21 protein-coding genes and 1 pseudogene are annotated in these 19,411 nt (G+C 64.9%); 12 read left to right on the top strand and 10 right to left on the bottom strand.

Annotation, left to right across the window (positions count from 1 at the left end; genetic code table 11):
- The first annotated feature begins 72 nt into the window (after nucleotides 1-72).
- Both cbbX and rpe read left to right on the top strand, forming a co-directional pair.
- Entirely contained in the window at nucleotides 73-1,005 is a 933-nt protein-coding gene (gene cbbX, locus I6F21_RS08435) for a CbbX protein (protein ID WP_225139705.1), read from the top strand.
- A complete protein-coding gene (gene rpe, locus I6F21_RS08430) occupies nucleotides 1,002-1,739 on the top strand; it encodes a ribulose-phosphate 3-epimerase (RefSeq protein WP_225139704.1) in 738 nt (245 codons plus the stop codon). The genes cbbX and rpe overlap by 4 nt, the downstream gene beginning before the upstream one ends.
- A 183-nt stretch (nucleotides 1,740-1,922) precedes the next feature.
- Here the strand turns inward: rpe and I6F21_RS08425 are convergent, their stop codons facing one another.
- Nucleotides 1,923-2,306: a hypothetical protein gene (locus I6F21_RS08425; protein WP_225139703.1), complete on the bottom strand. Its 384-nt coding sequence runs from the start codon at nucleotides 2,304-2,306 to the stop codon at nucleotides 1,923-1,925.
- A gap of 1 nt (nucleotide 2,307) precedes the next feature.
- Between I6F21_RS08425 and I6F21_RS08420 the strand changes: the two genes are divergently transcribed.
- Nucleotides 2,308-3,690 carry an EAL domain-containing protein gene (locus I6F21_RS08420; RefSeq protein ID WP_225139702.1) on the top strand — a complete coding sequence of 461 codons (1,383 nt, stop codon included), beginning with the start codon at nucleotides 2,308-2,310 and terminating at the stop codon, nucleotides 3,688-3,690.
- A 168-nt stretch (nucleotides 3,691-3,858) separates the two neighbouring features.
- Nucleotides 3,859-4,071, top strand: coding sequence for a hypothetical protein (locus I6F21_RS08415; RefSeq protein ID WP_225139701.1), 213 nt, complete (start codon nucleotides 3,859-3,861; stop codon nucleotides 4,069-4,071).
- A gap of 18 nt (nucleotides 4,072-4,089) precedes the next feature.
- On the opposite strand, the gene I6F21_RS08410 is transcribed toward I6F21_RS08415, so the two are convergent.
- Nucleotides 4,090-4,926: a universal stress protein gene (locus tag I6F21_RS08410; protein ID WP_225139700.1), complete on the bottom strand. Its 837-nt coding sequence runs from the start codon at nucleotides 4,924-4,926 to the stop codon at nucleotides 4,090-4,092.
- 205 nt (nucleotides 4,927-5,131) lie between these two features.
- Between I6F21_RS08410 and I6F21_RS08405 the strand changes: the two genes are divergently transcribed.
- Nucleotides 5,132-6,685, top strand: coding sequence for a Do family serine endopeptidase (locus tag I6F21_RS08405; protein ID WP_225112616.1), 1,554 nt, complete (start codon nucleotides 5,132-5,134; stop codon nucleotides 6,683-6,685).
- A 269-nt stretch (nucleotides 6,686-6,954) separates the two neighbouring features.
- Nucleotides 6,955-7,317, top strand: coding sequence for a hypothetical protein (locus tag I6F21_RS08400; protein ID WP_036003965.1), 363 nt, complete (start codon nucleotides 6,955-6,957; stop codon nucleotides 7,315-7,317).
- Nucleotides 7,318-7,323: 6 nt separating this feature from the next.
- Here the strand turns inward: I6F21_RS08400 and I6F21_RS08395 are convergent, their stop codons facing one another.
- Both I6F21_RS08395 and I6F21_RS08390 read right to left on the bottom strand, forming a co-directional pair.
- A complete protein-coding gene (locus tag I6F21_RS08395; RefSeq protein ID WP_036003905.1) occupies nucleotides 7,324-7,641 on the bottom strand; it encodes a DUF6496 domain-containing protein in 318 nt (105 codons plus the stop codon).
- Nucleotides 7,642-7,731: 90 nt separating this feature from the next.
- Nucleotides 7,732-7,926 (bottom strand): DUF3072 domain-containing protein, encoded by a 195-nt coding sequence (locus I6F21_RS08390; protein ID WP_057026883.1) that lies wholly within the window; start codon nucleotides 7,924-7,926, stop codon nucleotides 7,732-7,734.
- A gap of 115 nt (nucleotides 7,927-8,041) precedes the next feature.
- On the opposite strand from I6F21_RS08390, the gene I6F21_RS08385 reads away from it, so the two are divergent.
- Nucleotides 8,042-8,263, top strand: a complete 222-nt coding sequence (locus I6F21_RS08385) for a hypothetical protein (protein WP_128263661.1) — start codon at nucleotides 8,042-8,044, stop codon at nucleotides 8,261-8,263.
- Nucleotides 8,264-8,359: 96 nt separating this feature from the next.
- On the opposite strand, the pseudogene I6F21_RS08380 reads toward I6F21_RS08385, so the two are convergent.
- Both I6F21_RS08380 and I6F21_RS08375 read right to left on the bottom strand, forming a co-directional pair.
- A pseudogene (locus tag I6F21_RS08380) lies at nucleotides 8,360-8,573 on the bottom strand (hypothetical protein).
- 125 nt (nucleotides 8,574-8,698) lie between these two features.
- The gene (locus I6F21_RS08375; protein WP_036029986.1) at nucleotides 8,699-8,956 is read right to left on the bottom strand and encodes a hypothetical protein; all 258 of its coding nucleotides are present in this window, start codon (nucleotides 8,954-8,956) and stop codon (nucleotides 8,699-8,701) included.
- A 141-nt stretch (nucleotides 8,957-9,097) separates the two neighbouring features.
- Here I6F21_RS08375 and I6F21_RS08370 point away from each other — a divergent pair, with 141 nt between their 5' ends.
- Nucleotides 9,098-9,319: a hypothetical protein gene (locus tag I6F21_RS08370; RefSeq protein ID WP_036029983.1), complete on the top strand. Its 222-nt coding sequence runs from the start codon at nucleotides 9,098-9,100 to the stop codon at nucleotides 9,317-9,319.
- On the opposite strand, the gene I6F21_RS08365 is transcribed toward I6F21_RS08370, so the two are convergent.
- Nucleotides 9,316-10,803 carry an HWE histidine kinase domain-containing protein gene (locus I6F21_RS08365; RefSeq protein WP_225139699.1) on the bottom strand — a complete coding sequence of 496 codons (1,488 nt, stop codon included), beginning with the start codon at nucleotides 10,801-10,803 and terminating at the stop codon, nucleotides 9,316-9,318. The two genes, I6F21_RS08370 and I6F21_RS08365, sit on opposite strands and share 4 nt — an antisense overlap.
- A 13-nt stretch (nucleotides 10,804-10,816) precedes the next feature.
- On the bottom strand, nucleotides 10,817-17,110 hold the full coding sequence (locus I6F21_RS08360) for a HAMP domain-containing protein (protein WP_225139698.1): 6,294 nt from the start codon (nucleotides 17,108-17,110) through the stop codon (nucleotides 10,817-10,819).
- Between the two features lie 284 nt (nucleotides 17,111-17,394).
- On the opposite strand from I6F21_RS08360, the gene I6F21_RS08355 reads away from it, so the two are divergent.
- Nucleotides 17,395-17,688: a hypothetical protein gene (locus I6F21_RS08355; protein ID WP_225139697.1), complete on the top strand. Its 294-nt coding sequence runs from the start codon at nucleotides 17,395-17,397 to the stop codon at nucleotides 17,686-17,688.
- A 3-nt stretch (nucleotides 17,689-17,691) separates the two neighbouring features.
- On the opposite strand, the gene I6F21_RS08350 is transcribed toward I6F21_RS08355, so the two are convergent.
- Nucleotides 17,692-18,204 (bottom strand): DUF4142 domain-containing protein, encoded by a 513-nt coding sequence (locus I6F21_RS08350; protein WP_225139696.1) that lies wholly within the window; start codon nucleotides 18,202-18,204, stop codon nucleotides 17,692-17,694.
- Nucleotides 18,205-18,299: 95 nt separating this feature from the next.
- Between I6F21_RS08350 and I6F21_RS08345 the strand changes: the two genes are divergently transcribed.
- The 3 genes from I6F21_RS08345 (at nucleotide 18,300) to I6F21_RS08340 (ending at nucleotide 19,011) form a co-directional block, all read left to right on the top strand.
- Nucleotides 18,300-18,494, top strand: a complete 195-nt coding sequence (locus tag I6F21_RS08345; RefSeq protein WP_074447527.1) for a hypothetical protein — start codon at nucleotides 18,300-18,302, stop codon at nucleotides 18,492-18,494.
- A gap of 113 nt (nucleotides 18,495-18,607) precedes the next feature.
- The gene (locus tag I6F21_RS38805; RefSeq protein ID WP_260346296.1) at nucleotides 18,608-18,736 is read left to right on the top strand and encodes a hypothetical protein; all 129 of its coding nucleotides are present in this window, start codon (nucleotides 18,608-18,610) and stop codon (nucleotides 18,734-18,736) included.
- 71 nt (nucleotides 18,737-18,807) lie between these two features.
- Nucleotides 18,808-19,011 (top strand): hypothetical protein, encoded by a 204-nt coding sequence (locus tag I6F21_RS08340; RefSeq protein ID WP_036003938.1) that lies wholly within the window; start codon nucleotides 18,808-18,810, stop codon nucleotides 19,009-19,011.
- Between the two features lie 146 nt (nucleotides 19,012-19,157).
- Here I6F21_RS08340 and I6F21_RS08335 read toward each other — a convergent pair whose 3' ends face one another.
- Nucleotides 19,158-19,403 carry a hypothetical protein gene (locus I6F21_RS08335; protein WP_036003940.1) on the bottom strand — a complete coding sequence of 82 codons (246 nt, stop codon included), beginning with the start codon at nucleotides 19,401-19,403 and terminating at the stop codon, nucleotides 19,158-19,160.
- Nucleotides 19,404-19,411 lie beyond the last annotated feature (8 nt).

The raw sequence follows: 19,411 nt of genomic DNA, 5'->3' as shown, positions 1-19,411 counted from the left end.
CTGCTCCGCATCCTGGCGGACCACTGCTTCGCCGCCTCGCTCGCGGCGAAGCTCTTTTCTTCGAGGGTAGCCATGCTCGATGTCCCCCACGCAACCACGACCGAACACAGCGAGACCCATTTCGATCTCCGCAAGGAGGCTGAAGCCGCCGGAATCACCGAGACGCTTCAACAGCTCGATCAGGAGCTGATCGGACTCAAGCCGGTCAAGAACCGCGTGCGCCAGATCGCCTCGCTGCTGCTGATCGAGCGCATCCGGCAGCGTGCCGGCCTCGCTTCCGCGCCGCCGACGCTGCACATGTCGTTCACCGGCAATCCTGGAACAGGCAAGACCACCGTCGCGCTGCGCATGGCCAGGATCCTGCACGGGCTCGGCTTCGTGCGGCGCGGGCAGGTGATCTCGGTGACGCGCGACGATCTCGTCGGCCAGTATATCGGCCACACCGCGCCGAAGACCAAGGAGATCCTGAAAAAGGCGATGGGCGGCGTACTGTTCATCGACGAGGCCTATTACCTGCATCGTCCCGACAACGAGCGCGACTATGGCCAGGAATCGATCGAGATCCTGCTCCAGGTGATGGAGAACCAGCGCGAGGACCTCGTCGTGATCCTCGCCGGCTATGGCGAGCGGATGACAAAATTCTTCGCCTCCAATCCCGGCTTCCGGTCGCGGATCGCCCACCACATCGAATTCCCTGACTATGCAGAGGCCGAGCTGCTCGTTATCGCCGAGCTGATGCTGAAGGAGTGCGGCTACCGCTTCTCGGCTGCGGCGCGCGAGGCGTTCGAGAAATACATCGCGCTGCGCCGGACCCAGCCGTTCTTCTCCAATGCGCGCTCGATCCGCAACGCCGTCGACCGCATCCGCCTGCGGCAGGCCGATCGGCTGGTGTCCGATCTCGATCGCATGCTCGATGTCGCCGACCTCGAAACCATCGATGCCATGGACGTCTTGGCGAGCCGAGTCTTCAGCGGCGGTGCGGATGCGCGGAGTGCAGTGCCATGACGAAGGAGATCATGATCGCTCCCTCGATCCTCGCCGCGGATTTCGCGCGTCTCGGCGAGGAGGTCGCCGCGATCGACGCCGCTGGGGCCGACTGGATCCATTGCGACGTCATGGACGGACACTTCGTGCCGAACATCAGTTTCGGTGCCGACGTCATCAAGGCGGTCCGTCCCTATTCGAAGAAGCCGTTCGACGTGCATTTGATGATCGCGCCGACAGATCCCTATCTCGAGGCGTTCGCAAAGGCCGGAGCGGACATCATCACGGTGCACGCCGAAGCGGGGGCGCATCTCGACCGCTCGCTCCAGGCGATCCGCTCGCTCGGCAGCAAGGCTGGCGTCAGCCTTTGTCCGTCGACCCCGGAAGCGGTGATCGAGTATGTGCTCGATCGTATCGATCTCGTGCTGGTGATGACGGTCAATCCGGGCTTTGGCGGCCAATCCTTCATCGCATCGCAGATCGACAAGATCAGGCGGATCAGGACCATGATCGGCGGGCGGCCGATCCGGCTCGAGGTCGACGGCGGTGTCACGTGCGACAATGCCGCGGCCGTGGCTGCAGTGGGTGCCGACACGCTGGTCGCGGGCTCCGCCGTGTTTCGCGGCAAGAGCGCTGGCGAATATGCCGCCAATATCGCGGCTATTCGCATCGCCGCGGAGACCGGCCGGGTTCCGAAGCTGCAAGATAGTTCCGCGCCCGCGAAGCGGGCCGAAGAAAGTGCGCTCATCCGGTAGATTACGGATCAGCCCACCGCCGTGGCTCCGGTGTGTCAAGGCGCGCCACTTTCTCCGGATCTCTACGGAGCATGCCTTCCAAATCGATCGGCTCATTCAGGCCGGGGTAACCAACGCACCGGAGAAGGACAATCGATTAACGACCGCGCAATGCCAAGCGTCTCAATCTGTGGTTTAGGGACGCTATGAGAGCGCGGATGCGTAACGACGGAAACTGCGGCATGAAGCCCGCACGCGGCGCAAAGTGATGGCATGAGCATGCATCGCCTGTTCGCCGAGCAGCTCCGCTGCGCCACCGATGCCACCGGACAGGTCGATCTCGTCAAGCTGGGCAAGTTCGTCAACGCGGCTTACGAGGCCGGTGATCGCGAGCGTCAGCGGATGATCGAAGTACGCGCGCAAACGCGCGACGAGGTCGAGCAGGATCTGCTGCGGACCCGCGAGTTCCTCGACACAATCATCGAAAACATTCCGATCGCCGTCTTCGCGAAATGTGCGGAGAGTTCGCGCTACATCCTGCTCAACCGCGCCGGAGAAGGGCCGCGACCGGGTCGTCAATTCACGCAAGATGCTGATCACGGATGGCAACGGGGATCCGCAATATCTGGTCGGCGTGATCGAGGATGTCACGGAGCGTGTCACCACCCGGCAGCGGATCAGCCATCTTGCGCATCATGATGCGCTCACGGACCTGCCGAACCGCAGCGCCTTCAACGCGGCGCTCGACGAACGGCTGGAGCGGGCGCAGGAGGCATCGACCAGTTTCGCTGTGCTGAGCCTCGATCTCGACCGCTTCAAGGAGGTCAACGACGTGTTCGGTCACCCCGTCGGCGACATGCTGATGCGGGCGGCCGCCGACCGGCTTGCCGCGGAAGCCGAAGGCGCCTTCGTCGCCCGCATCGGCGGCGACGAGTTCATGATCCTGGTGCCCGACAACGCCAGCCGTGAGGACGTTCTGGCGCTGGCCGAACGCCTGGTCGAGACGATCGGCAAGGAGCTCGAGGTCGACGACTATCTCTCCCACGTGGGCCTCAGCGTCGGCATCGCGTTCTATCCCGACGATGGCGTGAACGCGGCGACGCTGCTCGCCAACGCCGACTCGGCTCTCTACCGCGCCAAGCGCGAGGGCAGGAGCCGGGTCCGCTGCTTCGAATCCGAGATGGACCAGGAGCTGCGCGATCGCAGGCTGTTGCAGCACGACCTGCGGCAGGCGCTGGAGCACAACCAGCTCCTCGTCTATTTCCAGCCGCAGGCGCGGGTGGATGGCGAGGTCATCGGCTTCGAGGCGCTGCTGCGATGGAATCACCCGACGCGGGGCTTCGTGCCGCCGGACCAGTTCATTCCGCTCGCCGAGGAGAACGGGCTGATCGTCGAGATCGGTGAATGGGTGCTGCGCGAGGCGTGCCGTGAGGCGGCATCCTGGCCGCGGCCGTTGCAGGTCGCGGTCAATCTGTCGCCGGTCCAGTTTCAGGCGGGCGATCTCGAGCGCTCGATCCACCAGATCCTGTTGGAGACGGGGCTGACGCCGACGCGGCTCGAGGTCGAGATCACCGAGGGCGTGCTGATCGGCGATTTCACCCGCGCGCTCAACCTGCTGCGGCGGCTGAAGGCGCTCGGCATCCGCATCGCCATGGATGATTTCGGCACCGGCTATTCCTCGCTGTCGTATCTGCAGTCGTTCCCGTTCGACAAGATCAAGATCGATCGCAGTTTCATCTCCAACCTGGAGGCGACGCCGCAATCGGCCGAGATTGTCCGCGCCGTCCTGAGCCTGGCGCACGCGCTGAAGATCCCGGTCATTGCCGAGGGGGTGGAGACGGAAGCCCAACGTGCCTTCTTGGCCCGCGAGGCCTGCGAGGAGATGCAAGGCTATCTCGTCGGCCGTCCCGACTTGATCGAGCGCTACCTCGACCTGGTGGGCCTCGCCGTGGAGCGCCGCCTCTACGCCTAGCATTGGGCACAGAGTTCCGAGCGGACGTTTGGAACTAAAATCCTTACCGGCACTTCTCGAAAATTAACTTGGTTCAGGCGCGTTGAGCGCGCAGCAAATGTTTTGCATAAACGCCATCGGCCTGACGCAAATCAGGGCAATAAGCCGGTGAACGCGAGGGAGGGTCTCATGGAGAACGTACGTCGCTACCGGGCGCTGGCGTCCCTCTGCCGTCAGCAGGCGGCCTACCGGCCGCTCCAGAACTGGGAACTCCTCGGCCAGGCCGAACATTTCGAACATCTTGCCGAAATCGAGCTCAAGGCGCATTTCGACGCGTGCAATGTGCATCGCGACAAGGATGCCGCCGCGCCGGCGACTTGGGAGGCTCCCGTCGCGGCGTGACGGCGCCAGGCCGGCTCATCAATGCGACATCAGCGTCGGGACCGTCATGGCTTCCAGCATGGCGCGGGTGACGCCCCCGAGAAAGCGTTCCTGCAACCGCGAATGGCCGTAGCCGCCCATCACCAGGAGATCGAGACTCTCGTCGGCCGCCAGCGACAGGATCGTCGGCTGAATGTCGGCGCGCGTGGCGGTCAGGCTGACTGTGCGGGTCGATAATCCGCGCCGGCCCAGATGTCTGGCCAGACCGCTCGCTGAGGCTTCGCCGGAGACCGCCTCGGTCTCGTTCACCGTGATGATCACGATCTCGGCGGCGCGCGCCAGGAACGTCGTTGCGTCGCGCACGGCGCGGGCAGCGAGGCGGCTACCATCCCAGCAGATGCCGATCCGGTTCGCCTTGAAGGCTCCGCGGAAAGTGTAGGGCAGGAACAGCACCGGGCCGCCCGCGCGGAACAGGATCTCGCTCGGCATGTCGTTGTCGAACGAGCCTTGCGCCGGATCGGGCTGGAGCACGACGCTGAGGTCGTGCAGCCGTGCCATCTCGCCGAGCGAGCCGGCGGCATCTGCCGGGATCGCGCCGAGTGCGTGGCAGGTATAGGCGATGCCGGCGTTCGCCGCCTCGCTCTTGAATACCGCGAGCGCCGCCTCGGCCCGCTCCACGGCGCGCTCGCGCTCCAGCTCGAACACGGCCGCCACCGCCGCGCCGCCTTCCATGACGTAAGCCGTACTGGTGGCGACATAGCCGACCGCGACCGCGTCGAGATGCGCGTTGAGCTTCGCCGCGAGCGAGACCGAGCCCTCGATCGCGGGACGCATGGGACGTTCGGTGGGGATGTGGACGAGAATGTCTTTGTACATGGCGCGCCTCCGCTGAGCATCATCCGATGGTCGCAGTTTTTCACTGCGCGAAGGCGGCGCGTTGAGCTGTATCAAACGTCCGGATTGCCTGCTGCGACCGCTCATCCATTCTTTGCCGAGATTTAATCGGACGGACGGGACGCCGTAAGGTGGCAGCGACCATGTTGCGGGCAAGGCGACACCTGCTCAACATGGACATTTCGACATGAACGATCGCGTCAATTCCGACATCACCACGTCTCGCAAGATCTTGCGGCCGCGGCGGCTCGCGCTGCTCGGCACCGTGGCCGCGCTGGGCGTGGCCGCCCTGGCAGTTGCGCCAGGCGCCTCGCCGTACGGCATCAACTCCTTGATTGCGCCGGCTCAGGCGGCCGAAGCCGCCGCGACGCCGCCCGGCTTCGGCGATCTCGTCAGCAGGGTCAAACCCGCTGTGATCTCGGTGCGGGTCAAAATCGATCAGGACAACGACAAGAGCGCGATGCTGCAGCAGAACCGGATGGATTCGGACGAGGACACGCCGTTCGACCAGTTCTCGCGACAGTTCGGTTTCCGCTTTCCGGGCGGCGCGAACGGCATGCCGCGCCAGCGCCACCAGATGATCACGGGCGAAGGCTCCGGCTTTTTCATCTCCGCCGACGGCTACGCCGTGACCAACAATCACGTCGTCGATCGCGCCGAGTCCGTGCAGGTGACGATGGACGACGGCACGACCTACACCGCGAAAGTGGTCGGCACCGATCCGAAGACAGATCTCGCGCTGATCAAGGTCGACGGCAAGAAGGACTTTCCGTTCGTCAAGTTCTCCGACCAGAAGCCGCGCATTGGCGACTGGGTGGTCGCGGTCGGCAATCCCTTCGGTCTTGGCGGCACCGTGACCGCCGGCATCGTCTCGGCCAGCGGCCGCGACATCGGCAACGGTCCCTATGACGACTTCATCCAGATCGACGCGCCGATCAACAAGGGTAATTCCGGCGGCCCGGCCTTCGACATGAACGGCAACGTGATCGGCGTGAACACTGCGATCTTCTCGCCCTCGGGCGGCTCGGTCGGAATCGGCTTCGATATCCCGGCCTCGACCGCCAAGCTCGTCGTCGCGCAATTGAAGGACAAGGGCGCGGTCACCCGGGGCTGGCTCGGCGTGCAGGTGCAGCCGGTGACATCGGATATCGCCGACAGCCTCGGGCTCAAGGAGGCGCGCGGCGCGATCGTCGACAATCCGCAGGATGGCAGCCCGGCGGCGAAGGCCGGCATCCAGGCGGGCGATGTCATCACCGCCGTCAACGGCACCACGATCAAGGACTCCCGCGACCTCGCCCGCACCATCGCCGGCTTGACGCCGGGCACGTCCGTGAAGCTCGATGTCTTCCGCAAGGGCGACAGCAAGACGGTGACGCTGGCGCTCGGCGAGTTGCCGAACGAGCGGCAGGCCAAGGGCAATGGCAGTGGCAATGCCGACGAGGGCAGCGGACAGCCGGGTGCCGGCACGCCGCGCCTCGGCCTCAGCCTGGCGCCCGCCGGTGACGTTCAGGGCGCAGGCCAGAACGGCGTCGTCGTCACCGAGGTTGATCCGCAAGGCCCGGCCGCGCAACGCGGCATCCGGACCGGCGACGTCATCCTCAATGTCGGCGGCAAGGCTGTCAGCAATGTCGGCGAGGTGCGCTCCGAGCTGGCGCAGGCCAAATCGTCGGGCAAGCGCAGCGTGCTGCTTCAGGTCAGAAGCGCGGAGGCCACCCGCTTCGTTGCGGTGCCACTCGCATAACGTCAACTCGACCCTTACCAATCCAGGAAGGCGGCCTTCGGGCCGCCTTTTGCACACACGTCACGTCCGCACCAGGCCGGTCACATTCTCGTTAACGGCAGGGATGATGACCTGGTGCGTCCGAAAAAGCCGTGTTCGCTGATCACACTCGCAGGGCGCCTCGGTGCTCTGCGCCAATGTCGCCGCTGAGAGGGGTTGCAAGCGTGGAACTTCGAGCCTCCCGGCGCTTTGTGGAACTCGCCGGTGGTTCGCAAGTGATCGGTGCCGACATGGATCGATTGAAGCTCTCGCTCAGGAGTGCGCTGCTCGTGGCGCCATTGGTGCTCTCGGGGGGAAACGCGCTCGGGCGCGACGACGGCCGCTACGCGAATTCTCCTCTGAAGCCATGGTTCGACAGTTTGCGCAGCCATCTCGGTCCGTGCTGCTCGGACGCGGACGGTTTCGCCCTTGCCGATCTCGACTGGGAGTCGCACAACGGGCGCTACCGTGTCCGCATCGACGGACAGTGGATCGATGTGCCGGATGAGGCCGTCATCACCGAGCCCAACCGGGCCGGCCGCACGATGGTGTGGCCGGTCAAGACTGCGTTCGGGATTTCGATCCGCTGCTTCATGCCGGGGAGCATGATCTGAGGCGGGTCAGCGCGACCGCTTGGATTTGCGCTTCGATGATTTCTTGTTCGACGATTTCTTGGACGACGTCCCGGACGTTTTCTTGGATGCTTTCTTGGACGTCTTCTTGGCGCTCTTGCGCTTCGAAGCCTTCTTCGGGACCTTCTTGCCCTTCTTGCGTGCCTTCGACAGTCCGATCGCGATGGCCTGCTTGCGGTTCTTGACGCGGCCGCCGCGCCCGCCACGGCCGCTCTTCGCGGTGCCCTTCTTGTAACGCCGCATCTCGGTGGCGACATCGCTTCCCGAGCTGCGTGAGTAGCGGCGCTTTTTTGCCTTGCGTGCCATGCATATTCTCCCTCGGCGGGGAGAACCATTCTGCACAGCCATGGTTCCGGGAGCGTGGAACGGCGCAGGCCTAAAGCGCGATGCGATGCTCTAGAAGGAGTTTGCCAGCTCGATCTCCGCTTCCAGCACCTGGATGCGCCGGGCGGCCTCGCTGAAGGACAGATCCCGCGCATATTGGCCGGGCTGGTAGGCCTCTTCGCTGAGCCGCTTCAGCTTGAGACCCTGCGCCCGCGTCATCTGCTCGCCCAGGAAAAATCTGGCGTCGTATTTACCTTGAACCTGCATCTGGCGTCTCCGTCCTGAAATCGTGACTTGACTATATGTTCTTATTTTGTTCTAACAAGGCATGGACAACAGAATTAATGAAATTCGACGTAAAATCAGAGCCTTGAGGCTCGAGATGGCCGACGTCGAGGCGTCGGTGCGCGACCTCGTCGAGCGCGATCACGACTGCACGGAAAGGGCCCTGGCGCAGATGGACCTGCGCCGGAAAATCACTCTCTTGATTGCCGAATGGAAGGCGGCCGGCGGCAGCGACGTACTGCCGAACGTTCGCGATCGGGTGCGGCTTCGTGCCGTGAAGACAGGCGGCAATTCCGCGCGCGCAGCCGAGCGCCGCTGAGATCCTTGGCGCCGGATACTGAAGGCCGAGTGCCGAACCAAAGATAGAAGACAAAGGGCTCCGCAATGCGGAGCCCTTCATGATTCCAGGGAGCGCCTATTTGGTGTCGGTCATGCCGCCCTTGTTGGTCATGGTGCCGCCCTGATCAGAGCCGGGACCGGCGCCGCCTTGGCCGGACGGATCAGCGCCCGTGGAGGACTTGGTGTTGGCGCCGGTGGTCTGTGCCGACGACATCGAGGATCCATGCTTAGCCTTGTGCGATTTGGCTTGGGCGGCAAACGGCCGCGGCGGCAAGGCCGGTTGCCAATATTACGGCGAGAGCGAGCTTGGTCGTCTCATGCGGGGAAACCCCCTGAGTTAAATTGACGCAGGCAGCAAACCGCGCGTCGCGGCAGGAGTTCCCGGCGAAGTATCTTTCCGTACGTCACGCACGCTTCAAGTTTGCTTGTCCTCGGCCAGGATGAACACGGCGCCGGTGAGCGTCGCGCCGATCGCAAAGGTCGTCACCAAGGTGAGGGCGAAGACCATCGCGGCCTGGCTTCCGCCATTGTTCAGCAGGTTGGCGACGGCTGGATTGGACAGGACGAGCGTGAGGCTGAAAATGAGGCCTAGCGCTGCGCCCATCATTGCATGCGTCATCAGCTTGATAAGGCCGCTGGCAGAGATCAGCTCAGACGACTTCTTGGTGCGCATGGGACGGCATCCCGAACTTGCCACGCCAACGCGCATGTTATCGCCGGGTTCCGTTCCGCTGAAGGAATTGTTACCGCCCGTTTCATCCGGCGTTCATGCCGGGCTTGCCAAGATGGGCGCCAGCAAAACGGGAACATCGATATGGGTAAGGTCGTCTTTCTTTACCGCTCGCTGGCCTATCGCAACGCGGCCGCGGACATCCTGCGCAAGGCGCGCAAGCTTCCGCTTGGCGCGGAGCGAAGCGCGGCCCGCCGCTACGCGAGGGCGCTGCGCGATCTCGCCCGAACGGAAGCTTGGCTCGAAGGGCGGGTCGCGCGCGAACCACGCACGGCGCAGCGCATGAGCAGCGCAGCGTCAGGTTAACCGGATGCGCGTTGCAATTCGGCAGCGCCGGCGGTGTCGAACTTGCTTGGTGCAGCCGCCGCGGTCTTGCGTGTCAACGGCACCTCAAGACGGCACAGCAGGCCCTCGGCGCGCCAATCGAACTGCGCCTGTCCGCCAAGCTGGGACTCGATGCTCGCAAGCAGGCTTCGCGTGCCGAAGCCGCGCGATTTCGGGGTCTTGACCAGGGGACCGCCGGATTCCTCCCAGCTCAGCGTGAGCAGCTCCTCGTCGACCTGCCAATCGATCGCGAGCCGCCCCGCTCGCGTGGATAGCGCGCCGTACTTTGCCGAGTTGGTGAAGAGCTCGTGCAGTGCGAGCGCCAGCGTCTGGGCCGTCGCCGGCAGCAACTGAACTTCGGGCCCTGCCAATTTGATCTGGTCGCCCAGCGAGTAGGGCGCAAGCTCCTCGTCGATCAGCCTGGAGAGCTCGGCGCCTTGCCAGCTCGACAGCGACAGGATGGTGTGCACGCGCGCCAGCGCATTGATGCGCCCCTCGACGGCGTTGACATAGGCCTTGACCTCGTCGGCCCGGGTGAGGCGCACGATCGACTGCGCCAGCGCCAGCGCGTTCTTCGCGCGATGATCGACTTCCCGCGCCAGCAGGTTCTGCCGCTCCTCGGCGCGCTTGCGCTCGGTGATGTCGACGGTCACGCCGCTGACGCGCACCACGCGCCCGCTCTCGTCCGTGGTTGCGGCCGCCGTGCCGACGCACCAGCGCACCTCGCCGTCGGGCCGGATGATGCGGAACTCCGTCTCATAGGCGCGTGTGCCCTTGTTGAACTCGGCGATCGCCTTGCGCAACTGGTCGACGTCGTCGGGGTGCAGCAGGGCCTGAACGTTGGCCGGATTGATCTCGAAATTGTCGGGGTTGACGCCGAAGATATTGTATTGCCCCTCGTCCCACATCCAATCGCCGCTGATCCAGTCCCAGTCCCAGGACCCCATCTTGCCAGCCGCGATCGCCATGCTGCGCCGCTGCTCGCTCTCGCGCAGCTTCGCGGTGGAAGCCTCCAGTTCCGCGGTGCGGGCGCGGACGCGATCCTCGAGCTCGTGGTTCAGCCGTTCGAGCTCGCGCGTCTTGCGGTAGAGCTCGGCAAACACCTTGATCTTGGCGCGCAGTACCTCCGGCACGACCGGAACCGGCACGTAATCGACCGCGCCCATCTCGTAGCCGCGCAGCCGGTCGATGTCGCTGACCTGGATCGCCGAGATGAAGATCATGGCGGTCTTCTGGAAACGCGGATGCTCGCGGATCATCGCGGCGAGCTCGAAGCCGTCGAGCTCGGGCATGCAGACGTCGACCAGGATCACCGCGATCTCGGTCTTGAGCAGCACCTCCAGCGCCTCGCGGCCCGAGGAGGCGATCACGAGGTTCTCGCCGAGATCCTTCAGGATCACCTCGTAGGCGAGCAGCTTGGCCGGCTGATCGTCGACGAGCAGGATGTTGACCTTTTCCTGATCCATACGCGGGTCCAACTCAGCGATGCAGCCACATGCGGATCGCAAGCAGCAATTGGTCGGTGTTGACCGGTTTGGCGAGGTAGTCGGACGCGCCGGCTTCGAGGCATTTCTCCCGGTCGCCCTTCATCGCCTTCGCGGTCAACGCGATGATCGGCAGACGGGCGAAGGCCGGGTTCTCGCGGATCACGCCGATGGTCTGATAGCCATCCATCTGCGGCATCATGATGTCCATCAGCACGATCGCGATCTCCGGATTGGATTCGACCAGTGTCACCGCCTCGCTGCCGGTCGTGGCCGTCAGCACCTTCATGCCGCGTCGTTCCAGCACGCTCGAGAGCGCGAAGATATTGCGGGCATCGTCGTCGACGAGCAGGGCGGTCTTGCCGATCAGGTCCTCGTCGGAACTGTTCAGCTTCTCCAGCATGCGCTGCTTCTCGATCGGCAGCTCCGTGATCACGCGGTGCAGGAACAACGCGGTCTCGTCGAGCAGGCGCTCGGGCGATTCCACGCCCTTGACCACGATGCTGCGTGCCATGGTGTGAAGCTCGGCATCCTCCTCGGCGGAAAGCTCGCGGCCGGTGAACACCACGACGGGGATGTTCGACAACGCCTCGTCGTTGCGGATCTGATCGAGCACCTCGAAGCCGCTCATGTCGGGCAGCCTGAGGTCGAGCACCACGCAATCGCAGGGTTGCTCGCGCAACGTCGTGAGCGCACCGGCCCCGGTATCCGTGGCCAGGATCTCGATGTCGTCGTGGTGCAGCAGCTCGCGGATCGAGAGCCGCTCGGCCTCGTTGTCCTCGACGATCAAGAGTCGCTTGCGCCGCGGCCGCGCATATTCCTTGATCTGCGTCAGCGCGGCCGAGACGCCCTCGGTCGTCGTCGGCTTGTTGACGAAGGAGAAGGCGCCGCGCGCCAGCGCATGCTGGCGGTCCTCGTCGAGCGTGATGATCTGAACCGGGATGTGGCGGGTGAGCGGATTGTGCTTGAGCTGGCTCAACACGGTCCAGCCCAGCATGTCGGGCAGGAACACGTCGAGGGAGACGGCCGTCGGCTGGTATTGCTTGGCGAGCTCGAGGGCCTCGGCGCCGCGCGCGGCGACCAGGACCTTGAAGCCCTTGTCGCGGGCCAGATCGACCAGCACGCGGGCATAATGCGGGTCGTCCTCGACGATCAGGAGAATGGTGTCGCCGGGCTCGAGGTTGAGGCGGTCGTCGGGCAGCTGCTCGATAACGCGCTGCTGGTCAGGCGCGGCAGGCTGCAGCGCCGGCGGCTGGCCGTATTGCTGTGACGCCGGCGCCCGCGGCGCGAGGGTCGGGCCGGAATATTTCAAGGGCAGATAAAGCGTGAAGGTCGAGCCCTTGCCCGGCGCGCTGCGCAGGTGGATCTCGCCGCCGAGCAGGCTGGCAAGCTCGCGGCTGATCGCAAGGCCGAGACCGGTGCCGCCATATTTGCGGCTGGTGCCGGCATCGGCCTGCTGGAACGCCTCGAAGATCAGCTTCTGCTTCTCCAGGGGAATGCCGATGCCGGTGTCGGACACTTCGAAGGCGATCACGGCCGGCGCCGAGTTCAGCACCGGATGATCCGACCCCCAGCCGCCGATTGCGCCGGCGACTTTCAGGCGCACTTCGCCGTCGGCGGTGAACTTGAAGGCGTTGGAGAGCAGATTCTTCAGAACCTGTTGCAGCCGCTTGGAGTCGGTCACGATGCTGCGCGGCAGGTTCGGATCGACGTCGATCTTGAACGACAGGTTGCGGTTGTCCGCCTCGTGCCGGAACGGCCGGCCGACGGTCTCGAGCAGGTTCGCGGTCAGGATTTCCTCGGCGTCGACCGTCACGGTGCCGGACTCGATCTTGGAGAGATCGAGAATGTCGCTGATGAGGTTGAGCAGGTCGGTGCCGGCACCATGGATGGTGCGGGCGAACTCGACCTGCTTGGCCGAGAGGTTGCCATCGGGATTGTCGCTGAGCTGCTGTCCGAGGATCAGGATCGAGTTCAGCGGCGTACGCAGCTCGTGGCTCATATTGGCGAGGAATTCGGACTTGTACTTCGACGTCAGCGCGAGCTCGGTCGCCTTCTCCTCGAGCGCGCGGCGGGCCTGCTCGATTTCCTGGTTCTTGCGTTCGACCTCGACGTTGCGCTCGGCGAGCTGCTGCGCCTTCTGCTCGAGCTGGTCGTTGGTCTGCTGCAATTCGCGCTGCTGGGTCTGCAGCTCGCCGGCGAGCTGCTGCGACTGCTTGAGCAGGCCTTCGGTCTGCATCGTGGCTTCGATCGAATTGAGCACGATGCCGATGGAGTCGGTGAGCTGCTCCAGGAACGTCATCTGCGAGGTCGTGAAGGAGACCAGCGAGGCGAGCTCGATCACGGCCTTGACCTGGCCTTCGAACAGGACCGGGAGCACGACGAGGTTCTTCGGGGCGACGCGGAACAGCGCCGAGTTGATCGGCACCACGTCCGAGGGAATGTCGGAGACGACGCGCGGCCGCTTGTCGAAGGCGCATTGGCCGATCAGGCCTTCGCCGAACTGCAGCACCGGCTGATAGGGGTAGACGCCGTCGCTGGCGTAGGAGGCGAGCAGCAGGAGCTGGGGATCGTTCTCGTTCTCGACCTGGTAGATCACGCCCGTATGGGCGTTCACCAGCGGCGACAATTCGGTGAGCAGCAATCGGCCGACCGTGGTGAGATCGCGCTGTCCCTGGAGCATGTTGGTGAACTTGGCGAGGTTGGTCTTGAGCCAGTCCTGCTCGGTATTCACGTCCGTCGTGAGACGGAGGTTGGTGATCATCGTGTTGATGTTGTCCTTCAGCTCCGCCACTTCGCCGCGGGCGTCGACCTGGATCGACCGCGTCAGGTCGCCCTTGGTCACCGCAGTTGCGACTTCCGCGATCGCGCGCACCTGCGAGGTCAGGTTGGCCGCGAGCAGGTTGACGTTGCCGGTGAGATCCTTCCAGGTGCCGGCAGCGCCGGGCACGTTGGCCTGGCCGCCGAGCCGGCCTTCGACGCCGACCTCGCGCGCCACCGACGTCACCTGATCGGCGAAGGTCGCGAGCGTCTCGGTCATGTTGTTGATGGTGTCGGCGAGCGCCGCGACCTCGCCCTTCGACTTCACCGTGAGGTTCTGCTTCAGATCGCCGTTGGCGACCGCGGTCACCACCTTGACGATGCCGCGCACCTGCTCGGTCAGGTTCGCCGCCATGAAGTTGACGGTGTCGGTGAGATCCTTCCAGGTGCCGGCGACGCCGGGCACCTGGGCCTGGCCGCCCAGCTTTCCTTCCGTGCCCACCTCGCGTGCGACGCGCGTCACTTCGCCGGCGAAGGCGTTGAGCTGGTCCACCATGGTGTTGATGGTGTTCTTCAGCTCCAGGATTTCGCCCTTCACATCCACGGTGATCTTGCGCGAGAGGTCGCCGCGCGCGACCGCCGTGGTGACTTCGGCGATGTTGCGGACCTGGGTGGTGAGGTTCGCAGCCAACAGGTTGACGTTGTCCGTGAGATCCTTCCAGGTGCCGCCGACGCCGGGCACCACGGCCTGACCGCCGAGCCGGCCCTCGGTGCCGACCTCGCGCGCCACGCGCGTGACTTCGGCGGCGAAGGAGCGGAGCTGCTCGACCATGGTGTTCAGCGTGTCCTTCAGGAGAAGGATCTCGCCGCGTACGTCCACCGTGATCTTCTTCGACAGGTCGCCGCCGGCGATCGCGGTTGCGACCTCGGCGATGTTGCGGACCTGCGCCGTCAGGTTGGAGGCCATGAAGTTGACGTTGTCGGTGAGGTCCTTCCAGGTGCCGGCGACGCCGGGCACCTCGGCCTGGCCGCCGAGCTTGCCTTCGGTGCCGACCTCTCGCGCCACGCGCGTGACTTCGCCGGCAAAGCCGTTGAGCTGGTCCACCATGGTGTTGATGGTGTTCTTCAGCTCGAGGATTTCGCCCTTCACGTCGACGGTGATCTTGCGCGAGAGGTCGCCGCGCGCCACCGCGGTCGTCACCTCGGCGATGTTGCGGACCTGGGCGGTGAGGTTACCCGCCATCGAGTTGACGCTGTCGGTGAGATCCTTCCAGGTGCCGGCGACGCCGGGCACGTTGGCCTGACCGCCGAGGCGGCCTTCGGTGCCGACCTCGCGCGCCACGCGCGTCACCTCGCCCGCGAAGCGGTTGAGCTGGTCGACCATGGTGTTCAGCGTGTCCTTGAGCTGAAGGATCTCGCCGCGCACGTCCACGGTGATCTTGCGCGACAGGTCGCCGCCGGCGATGGCGGTGGCAACTTCCGCGATGTTGCGGACCTGCGCGGTGAGGTTGCCCGCCATCGAGTTCACGGAGTCGGTCAGGTCCTTCCACGTGCCGGCGACGCCGGGCACGTCGGCCTGGCCGCCGAGCTTGCCGTCGGTGCCGACCTCGCGCGCCACGCGCGTGACTTCGCCGGCGAAGGCGTTGAGCTGGTCGACCATGGTGTTGAGCGTTTCCTTCAGCTGAAGGATTTCGCCCGAGACGTTCACCGTGATCTTCTTGGACAAGTCGCCCTTCGCCACCGCGGTTGCGACCTCGGCGATGTTGCGGACCTGGCCGGTGAGGTTCGAGGCCATCGAGTTGACGCTGTCGGTGAGGTCCTTCCACGTGCCGCCGACGCCGCGCACCACCGCCTGACCGCCGAGCTTGCCTTCGGTGCCGACCTCGCGCGCCACGCGCGTGACTTCGCCGGCGAAGGCGTTGAGCTGGTCCACCATCGTGTTGATGGTGTCCTTCAACTCGAGGATCTCGCCGCGCACGTCCACGGTGATCTTCTTCGAGAGGTCGCCGCCGGCGACCGCGGTGGTCACCTCGGCGATGTTGCGGACCTGCGCGGTCAGGTTCGAGGCCATCGAGTTGACGCTCTCGGTGAGGTCCTTCCAGGTGCCGGCGACGCCGAGCACGTTGGCCTGGCCGCCGAGCCGGCCCTCGGTGCCGACCTCGCGGGCGACGCGCGTCACTTCGCCGGCGAAGGCGTTGAGCTGGTCGACCATGGTGTTGAGCGTTTCCTTCAGCTGAAGGATCTCGCCCGAGACGTTCACCGTGATCTTCTTCGACAAGTCACCGCTCGCGATGGCGGTCGCGACGTCGGCGATGTTGCGGACCTGCGCGGTCAGGTTGGAGGCCATGAAGTTGACGTTGTCGGTGAGGTCCTTCCAGGTGCCGGCGACGCCCGGCACCTGGGCCTGGCCGCCGAGCTTGCCCTCGGTGCCCACCTCGCGCGCGACGCGCGTGACTTCCGAGGCGAACGAGTTGAGCTGGTCCACCATGGTGTTGATGGTGTCCTTCAGCTCCAGGATCTCGCCGCGCACGTCCACGGTGATCTTGCGCGAGAGGTCGCCGCGCGCCACGGCGGTGGTGACGTTGGCGATGTTGCGGACCTGTGCGGTCAGGTTGCCGCACATCGCGTTGACGGAGTCGGTCAGGTCCTTCCAGGTGCCGGCGACGCCGGGCACGATGGCCTGGCCGCCGAGCTTGCCGTCGGTGCCGACCTCGCGCGCCACGCGCGTCACTTCGGAGGCGAAGGAGCGCAGCTGGTCCACCATCGTATTGATGGCTTCCTTGAGCTGGAGGATCTCGCCGCGGACGTCGACCGTGATCTTCTTGGAGAGGTCGCCGTTGGCGACCGCGATCGTCACCTCGGCGATGTTGCGAACCTGGTTGGTCAGGTTGTTCGCCATCGAGTTGACGCTCTCGGTGAGGTCCTTCCAGACGCCGGTCACCTCCGGCACCTGGGCCTGGCCGCCGAGCTTGCCTTCGGTGCCGACCTCGCGCGCCACGCGCGTCACCTCCGAGGTGAACACGCCGAGCTGCTTGATCATGGTGTTGACGATCGTCGCCGACTGCAAGAACTCGCCGCGGAGCGGACGGCCATCGACGTCGAGCTTGACGGTCTGAAGCAGGTCGCCTTGCGCCACAGCGGCGACCGCACGCGTCACCTCGCGGGTCGGCCACAACAGGTCGTCGATCAGCGTGTTGACGGAGCCTTCCATGTCGGCCCAGGAGCCGGAGGCGAGGCCGAATTTCACGCGCTGGCGGGTCTTGCCTTCGCGTCCCACCACCTGGCCCACCAGCTCGAGCTGCTGTGCCATGCGCTGGTTCGCGGCGATAATTTCGTTAAAAGTGTCGGCGATCTTGCCGTCGATACCGAGATAGTCGCCGCTCATGCGCACCGAAAAGTCACCGCTGCGCATCGCTTGGAGGGCGAGCAGCAGTTCCGCTCGGGAATCTGACTCGGACGTACCGTTGATTTTTGGCTTTGGGACGCGACGACCGGAGCGTGATGCAGTTCCGGAATCGAGGTCGCTCATACTGTTTCCCCCGCAGGCGTCGGCCGAATCTGAGGCAAGACGCGTTCGACGAAATAAGAGCGTCAGCCAAATTCGAAATCAAGCGCCAACGTACGGCGCCAGGAATTGGAACCCGCTTTGCTCAGCCCAAGCACACTAACGGCGGTCCGGCCGGTTTGGTTCCATGGCCTCAGAAGGAAAAAGGCCCGCAAGTGCGGGTTGTCCACGCGTCCGTCGTCCGCAGCCCTCCTTCGGAACGGAGCGCCGAGCCTGACGGTTAGCCAGCGCAGACAGGGAGAACGGACATGAAGGCAGCAATTTTCGCCATCGCCATCACGGCGCTTGCCGCGGGGTCGGCTCTGGCGCAGGGCGGTGCGCCAAGTGGGCGCGGCTCGGTGACGGGCGACCCCGCCGCAAGCTCCGCCAACCCGCAGGCGGACACGCCGACCACCGGAGCGGCCACCCGCTCGAATCCAAGCGGAAGCGGCACGTCCTCGTCCGGCGGCAAGGACGACAACGGCGATGCGGGTCGCGACAAGATGCCGGAGAGCGACCGCACCGTGCGGCCGCAGAGCCAGCAACGTCCGAGCGACAAGTAGAGGTTATTTGTCCGCCATGGTGCGCTCGGCGTCCCTGACCTGCGCGCGCAGCAGCGGCAGTTGTTCGCGCGCGAACGCTGCGAGCGCCGCATTGTCGGGTGCCGTCAGATAGCGTTCGAGCAGGCTGATGATCGACTCATACTCGGGAATCTGCGCGGCATAGAAGCTTCTGACATAGGCCGGACCATCCGACATTTCGGGCTCGACGAGGCTCGCGCTCGAGGATGTTGCCCTGCCGAGCTGCAGTTCGGCGCCGATCGCCTGCTGGACCTCTTTCAGCCGCTTGTCGCGCTTAGCCGCTTCCTCGGCGCGCAGGGCGGCGAGGTTCTTGACCTCGGCGTTGCCCTTGAGGTCGGTGTTCTCGAGCAGCCCCTGTTGAAACCGGCTGAAATTGTAGGCACCGCTGATCACCTCGATCGCGGAGGGCGCCCGTGCGCCGGGCTTTCGTTCGCCAAGGCTGTCGGCAAGCGCCGAGGCGCTGATCAATGCCAGAATGATTGCGGCGACAACTCGCATCGATCTTCAATGACGAACCGCATGCGAAAGTTCCCCGACCATTACGATCCGGTAAGCGGGTTGCGGCGCAAGAGTTCCGTCCCCACGTCCTCTAGATGAAACAGTCTGACGTCTTCAGAGACAACGCCGACAATTGTCTTCAGCTTGCCGAGCGCGCTGACGGACAGCCCGCCCATAAGCGCTATTCGCGCATGGCCGACGCCTGGACGGCACTCGCCAACGAGCAGGATTGGCTCGACGGCGAAATTTCGCCCGTTCCCGTCCATGCAGCTCCAAAGCGGAACGGGTGAGCTCGTCTTCAAGAATCTGCATGTGAGACCGCTCACGGAAGGCGCACAACTGATTTGGGATCATCCGGGAACGTCGATCGCGGAGATTTCCAATTGCAGAAGGAGGTTTGGCGATGGCTCCGCGTCTGGCTCTTCTCTCCCTCATTCTCGCCTTTGGCGTCTCCGTCGCGTTCGCGACGGTGACCACGGTGCGACAGGTGCATCTCGAGAGCGCATCTCCCGTCCACGCCGTGCGCAGCTGATTGCCGCAGCGGAACATTTGACGCCGCTATGCGTAAGCGCTCCGACACATCAGCAGAAGCGAGAGCGCATCATGGCCCATTCCGACCAAGGCATCGTCAAGGACAAGCGGGGGGAGGTGCAGCCCCGCGACAAGGAACGTGCGCAATCCGTGCACAAGGCGGATCCGAAAGGCTCCCCCTCGCGTGAAGCGACGCGCGATCCCAAGCTGAACGACAACATCAAGACGCCGGGTTCCGGCGCCATGCCGGACGGCTCGAGCGACGCCACGGGCTAGCTCTCACCAGGAACGAATTTCCGCGGGAAGTGTCGACGGATTGCTTCCGGCAGTCATGCCCCCGGTGCGCCGGAAGCAATCTCCAAGGACGGCCCTGGCACCCACCGTGCCGGGGTCGTTTGCTTTTGGTGGGGGCTTTCCGTGCGTCATTCGGCGCCGCTCTCCGGATCCCCCTGAGTATGTCCTTCAGGCCCGCGGCCGAATACGCCGAAGCTGCTTGACTTCACGCCCGCAGCGGCATCGACGCCCACAGCGGCCAGTCCGAACTTCAGGAGTTCGCGGACTGCTGCTGCCCGCGTCGGCATGCGGTGCTTGAACCGGAAATCGTCAATGGCGGCCAACTCTTCCGGCGAGAGCATGACCTGAAGGCGCTCGGCGCGAAGGTCGTTCATGGCGATCA

The sequence above is a fragment of the Bradyrhizobium sp. NBAIM03 genome, from assembly GCF_020194055.1.
GTDB classification, from domain to species: Bacteria; Pseudomonadota; Alphaproteobacteria; order Rhizobiales; family Xanthobacteraceae; genus Bradyrhizobium; species Bradyrhizobium yuanmingense.
This window is presented reverse-complemented; position numbering and strand designations above follow the sequence as displayed.

Excerpts from the sequence above, each read along its gene's own strand:
- cbbX (WP_225139705.1), top strand. The coding sequence starts at position 73 with ATGCTCGATGTCCCCCACGCAACCACGACCGAACACAGCGAGACCCAT.
- rpe (WP_225139704.1), top strand. The coding sequence starts at position 1,002 with ATGACGAAGGAGATCATGATCGCTCCCTCGATCCTCGCCGCGGATTTC.
- I6F21_RS08420 (WP_225139702.1), top strand. The coding sequence starts at position 2,308 with ATGCTGATCACGGATGGCAACGGGGATCCGCAATATCTGGTCGGCGTG.
- I6F21_RS08415 (WP_225139701.1), top strand. The coding sequence starts at position 3,859 with ATGGAGAACGTACGTCGCTACCGGGCGCTGGCGTCCCTCTGCCGTCAG.
- I6F21_RS08410 (WP_225139700.1), bottom strand. The coding sequence starts at position 4,926 with ATGTACAAAGACATTCTCGTCCACATCCCCACCGAACGTCCCATGCGT.
- I6F21_RS08405 (WP_225112616.1), top strand. The coding sequence starts at position 5,132 with ATGAACGATCGCGTCAATTCCGACATCACCACGTCTCGCAAGATCTTG.
- I6F21_RS08400 (WP_036003965.1), top strand. The coding sequence starts at position 6,955 with ATGGATCGATTGAAGCTCTCGCTCAGGAGTGCGCTGCTCGTGGCGCCA.
- I6F21_RS08395 (WP_036003905.1), bottom strand. The coding sequence starts at position 7,641 with ATGGCACGCAAGGCAAAAAAGCGCCGCTACTCACGCAGCTCGGGAAGC.
- I6F21_RS08390 (WP_057026883.1), bottom strand. The coding sequence starts at position 7,926 with ATGCAGGTTCAAGGTAAATACGACGCCAGATTTTTCCTGGGCGAGCAG.
- I6F21_RS08385 (WP_128263661.1), top strand. The coding sequence starts at position 8,042 with ATGGCCGACGTCGAGGCGTCGGTGCGCGACCTCGTCGAGCGCGATCAC.
- I6F21_RS08375 (WP_036029986.1), bottom strand. The coding sequence starts at position 8,956 with ATGCGCACCAAGAAGTCGTCTGAGCTGATCTCTGCCAGCGGCCTTATC.
- I6F21_RS08370 (WP_036029983.1), top strand. The coding sequence starts at position 9,098 with ATGGGTAAGGTCGTCTTTCTTTACCGCTCGCTGGCCTATCGCAACGCG.
- I6F21_RS08365 (WP_225139699.1), bottom strand. The coding sequence starts at position 10,803 with ATGGATCAGGAAAAGGTCAACATCCTGCTCGTCGACGATCAGCCGGCC.
- I6F21_RS08360 (WP_225139698.1), bottom strand. The coding sequence starts at position 17,110 with ATGAGCGACCTCGATTCCGGAACTGCATCACGCTCCGGTCGTCGCGTC.
- I6F21_RS08355 (WP_225139697.1), top strand. The coding sequence starts at position 17,395 with ATGAAGGCAGCAATTTTCGCCATCGCCATCACGGCGCTTGCCGCGGGG.
- I6F21_RS08350 (WP_225139696.1), bottom strand. The coding sequence starts at position 18,204 with ATGCGAGTTGTCGCCGCAATCATTCTGGCATTGATCAGCGCCTCGGCG.
- I6F21_RS08345 (WP_074447527.1), top strand. The coding sequence starts at position 18,300 with ATGAAACAGTCTGACGTCTTCAGAGACAACGCCGACAATTGTCTTCAG.
- I6F21_RS38805 (WP_260346296.1), top strand. The coding sequence starts at position 18,608 with ATGGCTCCGCGTCTGGCTCTTCTCTCCCTCATTCTCGCCTTTGGCGTC.
- I6F21_RS08340 (WP_036003938.1), top strand. The coding sequence starts at position 18,808 with ATGGCCCATTCCGACCAAGGCATCGTCAAGGACAAGCGGGGGGAGGTG.
- I6F21_RS08335 (WP_036003940.1), bottom strand. The coding sequence starts at position 19,403 with ATGAACGACCTTCGCGCCGAGCGCCTTCAGGTCATGCTCTCGCCGGAA.